General features: G+C 70.4%; 4 protein-coding genes. All 4 read right to left on the reverse strand.

The window, feature by feature from the left end:
* A partial coding sequence (locus tag ACWCQ6_RS35825) for an NAD+ synthase (protein WP_451096492.1) occupies nt 1-1716 on the reverse strand: 1716 nt, incomplete at its 3' end.
* Nucleotides 1717-1960: 244 nt separating this feature from the next.
* On the reverse strand, nt 1961-3622 hold the full coding sequence (locus tag ACWCQ6_RS35830; RefSeq protein ID WP_451096494.1) for a multicopper oxidase family protein: 1662 nt from the start codon (nt 3620-3622) through the stop codon (nt 1961-1963).
* A 68-nt stretch (nt 3623-3690) separates the two neighbouring features.
* A complete protein-coding gene (locus ACWCQ6_RS35835; protein WP_451096496.1) occupies nt 3691-3861 on the reverse strand; it encodes a hypothetical protein in 171 nt (56 codons plus the stop codon).
* A gap of 193 nt (nt 3862-4054) precedes the next feature.
* Nucleotides 4055-4480, reverse strand: a complete 426-nt coding sequence (locus ACWCQ6_RS35840; protein ID WP_451096498.1) for a CBS domain-containing protein — start codon at nt 4478-4480, stop codon at nt 4055-4057.
* Nucleotides 4481-4757: the final 277 nt, after the last annotated feature.

Here is a 4757-nt window from a genome sequence, read left to right on the forward strand (position 1 = left end):
ACGGTCCTTGCCGAAGCCCTTCGGGGAGATCTTCGTGCCCGGCGGGTACTGCCGCCGCTTGTACTCCGCGGTGTCCACCATCCGCAGCGTCCTCGCCACCAGCGCCGCGTCGAACCCGGCCGCGACGATCTCGTCCAGCCCCTGGTCCCGGTCGACGTACAGCTCCAGGATCCGGTCCAGTACGTCGTAGTCGGGCAGCGAGTCCGTGTCGACCTGACCCGGGCGCAGCTCGGCGCTGGGCGGCTTGGTGATGGACGCCTCCGGGATCGGCGGGGTCTGCCCGCGCTCTTCGGCGGCCCGGTTGCGCCACTTCGCGAGGCGGAAGATCGACGTCTTGTAGACGTCCTTGATCGGGCCGTAGGCCCCGACCGAGTCGCCGTACAGCGTCGAGTAGCCGACCGCCAGCTCGGACTTGTTGCCCGGCGCGAGGACGATCTGGCCCTCCTGGTTGGAGACGGCCATCAGCATCGTGCCGCGCAGCCGGGACTGCAGGTTCTCCTCGGCGAGGCCGGTCAGCCCCAGCGCGCCCATGTACGCGTCGAACATCGGCTCGATCGGTACGGTGCGGAAGTTCAGCCCGGTACGGCGGGCCAGCTCGGCCGCGTCGCCCTTGGAGTGGTCCGAGGAGTACTTCGACGGCATCGAGATGCCGTACACGTTCTGCGCGCCCAGCGCGTCGCAGGCGATCGCCGCGACCAGCGCCGAGTCGATCCCGCCCGAGAGCCCGATCAGCACACTGCTGAAGCCGTTCTTGGCGGCATACGCCCGCAGGCCCACGACCAGCGCCGAGTACAGCTCCTCGTCGTCGTCCAGCCGCTCCGCGTATCCGCCGGTCAGCTCCGCCGGATACGCCGCGAGGGGCTCATCGGAGAGCACCACGTGGTCGATCCGCAGCCCGTCGTTGACGACACCGGACGGCGGCTCGGCGGCGGCCGCCGGCAGCTCCAGGTCGAGTACGACGCTGCCCTCGGCGAACTGCGGGGCACGGGCGATCACTTCGCCGTCCCGGTCGACCACGATCGAGTCGCCGTCGAAGACCAGCTCGTCCTGGCCGCCGATCATCGCCAGGTACGCGGTGGTGCAGCCCGCCTCCTGGGCCCGCTTGCGGACCAGTTCCAGCCGGGTGTCGTCCTTGTCCCGCTCGTACGGTGAGGCGTTGATCGACAGCAGCAGCCCGGCTCCGGCGGCCCGCGCGGCCGGTACCCGGCCGCCGTCCTGCCAGAGGTCCTCGCAGATCGCGAGCGCCACGTCCACGCCGTGCACCCGTACGACCGGCATCGAGTCGCCCGGCACGAAGTACCGGAACTCGTCGAAGACGCCGTAGTTGGGGAGGTGGTGCTTGGCGAAGGTCAGCGCGACCTGCCCGCGGTGCAGCACCGCGGCGGCGTTCTGCGGGGAGCCGGCGGGCTGGCCGTAGCGGGGCTGTGCCGTCTCGGAGCGGTCGAGGTAGCCGACCACGACCGGCAGTTCCCCGAAGCCCTCCGCGTCGAGCCGGGCGGCGAGCGCGCGCAGCGCCTGCCGTGAGGCCTCCACGAAGGACGGGCGCAGGGCCAGGTCCTCGACGGGGTAGCCGGTCAGCACCATCTCCGGGAACGCCACCAGATGGGCGCCCTGTTCGGCGGAGTGGCGGGTCCAGTGGACGATCGCCTCGGAGTTGCCGGAGAGATCACCGACGGTCGAGTCGATCTGATTCAGTGCGAGACGTAGTTGAGGCACGCGCACCAGTGTAATCGTCTGACTGACGCAATGTCCTGGCGGGCTGCGGCACCAAGGCCGCGGCCCGCCAGGACAGTTCCTGGTGCCCCGGCAGGCGACGTCCGCCCCGTCGCGGCGTCCGGCACGCACTCTCGCCGCACCGGACGAAAGCCCGAGTACGTCCAGTACGAGGGCTTCCGGCCGGCACGGCGAGAGCACGCACCGGACGCCGCTCCTCGACGGGCAAAGGTTGCCTGCCGCGGCACTAGCGGCGGTAGCCGAGGACCGTCATCATGCCCACGTCCGAGTGGTAGATGTTGTGGCAGTGGAGCATCCACAGCCCCGGGTTGTTCGCGTCGAACTCGACGGCCAGGGAGCTGTTCGGCCGGATGATCGCGGTGTCCTTGTGCGCCCAGTGGGTCCTGCCCCGCCGGGTGGCCTGGTGGGGCGGTCCCGCCGGTCCCACCAGGCCGAACGAGTGCCCGTGCAGATGGATGGGGTGCCACATCTCCGTGACGTTGAAGAACTCCAGTCTGACCCGCTCGCCCGCCCGCACCGGATGACGCTGGCGGGGGTTGTAGGGCTTGTGGTCGAAGGCCCAGTCGTACGCCTTCATGCTGCCGGTCATCCTGAACCGGAGGGTCCGGTCGGGCTTGCGCGAGGACAGCGTCACGGGCTCGTCCGGCCTCAGTTCGTACGCCTCCACCAGCCTTCCGTTCAGCTCCTTGGGGCGTACGGACGCGGTGGGCGCCGTCCCCGTGCCGGTACGGAGCAGGGCCAGCGCCGAGGCCTTCTTGCCCTCCGCGAGCGCGGTCAGCGGGAACACCCCGTCCCTGGCGGTGACCATCACGTCGTACCGCTCGCCCATGCCCAGCAGCAGGGCGTCCGTCGTGGTGTGCCGGACGGGGTAGCCGTCGGTGTGGGTGATCGTCATCCGGTGGCCGCCGAGCGCCACCCGGAAGGCGGTGTCGCCGCCCGCGTTGATGATGCGCAGCCGGATCCGGTCGCCGGGCCTGGCGGCGAAGGACGTGGGGGACTTCGCGGTGCGCCCGTTGATCAGGTAGTACGGGTAGGCGACATCGCCCCCGTGGCTTTTGAGCAGTTTGCTGAAGGAGTCCTTCGTGATCCGCGAGGGTCCGGATCGGCCCTTGGCGGGCTTGGCGGGGGCTCCGTGCGTGCCGATGCCGTGGTCCATGCCGCCCCTGCCCCCGCTGAGTTCGTGCAGCACCGAGTCGGGCGTCGAACCGTCCACCCCGTCGACCCAGTCGTCCAGGACGACGACCCACTCCTTGTCGTACTTGAGCGGCTCCCTGGGATCGTCGACGATCAGCGGCGCGTACAGTCCGCGGTCCTGCTGGACACCCGTGTGCGGGTGGAACCAGTACGTCCCCGCGTGCGGAACCTTGAACCGGTAGGCGAACTCCGCACCGGGCTTGATGGGTGCCTGGGTCAGAACGGGCACCCCGTCCATGTCGTTGCGCACATTGAGCCCGTGCCAGTGAAGAGTCGTTTCTTCGGGCAGGTGGTTGGCAAGGTTGAGGGCCAGGGTGTCACCCATCGTGACCCGCAGCTCCTTGCCGGGCAGCCGGGCGTCGTACGCCCAGGAGCCGACGACGATCCCGCCGCCCAGATCGAGCCGGGACGGGGTGGCGACGAGGTCGACCTTCCGCACGGGGCCGGAGCCCCGCGTGGCCTCGGCCGCCGCGACCTCCTTCCCGTCGGGGGAGACGTACCCGCCCCTGGACTCCCCGCCGGGCGAGGCCTCGCGGTTCACGCTGCCGTGGTTCGTGCCACCGGCGTGCGCGCCGCTGGTCCTATTGCCGCCGCGGCCGGTGTCGGATTCGTCGTAACAGGCGCCCAGTACCGCCGAACCGGCGGTGGCGACAGCGGCGCCGAGCACGGCGCGTCGGGTGGGTGGAGTGCGCATGACGGAGTGCACCTCGGGGTGTTGTCGGTATTTCGGTCTGCTGGGGGAGGGGGGGAGGCGCGCCCCCTCTATATGCGCAGCACCGACAACGCGGCGACCAGGACCGCGCCCGGCCGGGGACCCGGCCCCGGCAGGGGAGCGACCCGGACCGCGACGCCCCTGAGAAGGTGGAGGATCCCGATGAGCAGCGAGACGCACAGCAACAACTGTCCGTATGTCGCACATCCACTCAGGGTCATGCCGAGCACCCTACCCCTGCCGGGTATCCGGCGCGCGGAGACATCTCGCCGCAGTGGCGCGGGTTCCGGCGGAGGAGGGCGGCGCAATGGCCCGGCATCCCCCGGTCAGGGGACACCGGGCCATCGGCGCAGGACTGCGGACATGGTCGGCGCGGTCGGCCAGCCGCGCGTAGACCTTCGTCCGCCCAGCCGGTCAGCCGCGCGCGTAGACCTTCTCCGCCCAGCCGGCGATCTGCTCCTCGGTGAGGTGCCGCGCCAGATCGGCTTCGCTGATCATGCCGATCAGCCTCTTGTTCTCGACCACCGGAAGCCGGCGGATCCGATGGGTCTGCATCTCCTCCAGAACCATCTCCACATTCGCTTCCGAGTCGATCCAGCGAGGCGTGCCCCGGGCGAGGTCGCCCGCCGTCATCTTCGACGGATCGTGACCCATGGCCACACAGCCGATCACGATGTCCCGGTCCGTGAGGATGCCGATCATCCGGTCCTTCTCGCCGCTGGCCGAGATGGGCAGCGCGCCGACCTTGTGGTCGCGCATCAGCTGCGCGGCCCGGTCGAGCGTCTCGTGTGCGGGGATCCACGTGGCCCCGGTGTGCATGATGTCCTTGGCAGTGGTCATGAGGAATTCCTCCTGCGTGCCGATGGGCATGCTGTACTACCCCGAGCGAACCCATCGTCAGGGGCCCGTTCGGGGGACGCGACCGCTATCACCCGTTCGGGTGCACCCGCGGCTCGGAGGGAAACGTTCAGGACCGGGGCCCGGCGCCTCGCGCCGCCAGCATGCCGGCCATCGCGTCCAGCTCCGACTGCTGTGCCTCGACCATTCCCCGGGCGAGCCGCTTCTCCGCCGGCACCGTGCACAGCCCGGCGCAGCCGCGGGCCATGTCGATGCCGCC

This window comes from Streptomyces sp. NPDC001880, from assembly GCF_053594575.1.

Bases quoted from the DNA above. Each gene is read 5' to 3' on its own strand.
- ACWCQ6_RS35830 (WP_451096494.1), bottom strand. From the start codon at position 3,622: ATGCGCACTCCACCCACCCGACGCGCCGTGCTCGGCGCCGCTGTCGCC.
- ACWCQ6_RS35835 (WP_451096496.1), bottom strand. From the start codon at position 3,861: ATGACCCTGAGTGGATGTGCGACATACGGACAGTTGTTGCTGTGCGTC.
- ACWCQ6_RS35840 (WP_451096498.1), bottom strand. From the start codon at position 4,480: ATGACCACTGCCAAGGACATCATGCACACCGGGGCCACGTGGATCCCC.